Genomic DNA, 518 nt, shown 5'->3' on the forward strand with positions numbered 1-518 from the left:
TTTCTGGACGAGACCTGGAGCAGCACCTGCATGACGCCGCTGCGCGGGCGGGCACCACGCGGGCAGCGTTGCGTGGCCAGCGCCCCGCATGGGCACTAGAAGACCAGCACCTTCATTGCCGCCTTGCGCTGTGATGCGCTGACGGCCCCGATGGTGACCGATGGCCCCATCAATGGCGCCGTGTTTCTGGCGTGGGTCAAAACCTTCCTGTGCCCGACACTTCGCCCTGGCGACATCGTCATTGCCGACAACCTCTCCAGCCACAAGGTGGCGGGTGTGCGAGAAGCCATCGAGGGCGTGGGGGCCGGCATTCGCTATCTGCCGCCGTACTCGCCGGATTTGAACCCCATCGAGAAGCTGTTTGCCAAGTTCAAGGCGCTGCTGCGCAGGGCCGGGGAGCGCACGGTGGGTGCGCTGTGGCAGCGCATGGGGCAGCTGGTTGATCTGTTCTCGGCTCAAGAGTGTGCCAATTACTTCAGATCGGCTGGGTATGTAATTAATTAAGGGGCTGAAGTAGA

At 62.7% G+C, this 518-nt stretch carries 1 pseudogene; it reads left to right on the forward strand.

Features of this window, described 5'->3' with window-relative positions:
- A pseudogene (locus HMPREF9371_RS10915) lies at positions 1 to 504 on the forward strand (IS630 family transposase); the annotation flags it as partial.
- Positions 505 to 518: the final 14 nt, after the last annotated feature.

Origin of the sequence: Neisseria shayeganii 871, from assembly GCF_000226875.1 — a bacterium.
GTDB classification, from domain to species: Bacteria; Pseudomonadota; Gammaproteobacteria; order Burkholderiales; family Neisseriaceae; genus Eikenella; species Eikenella shayeganii.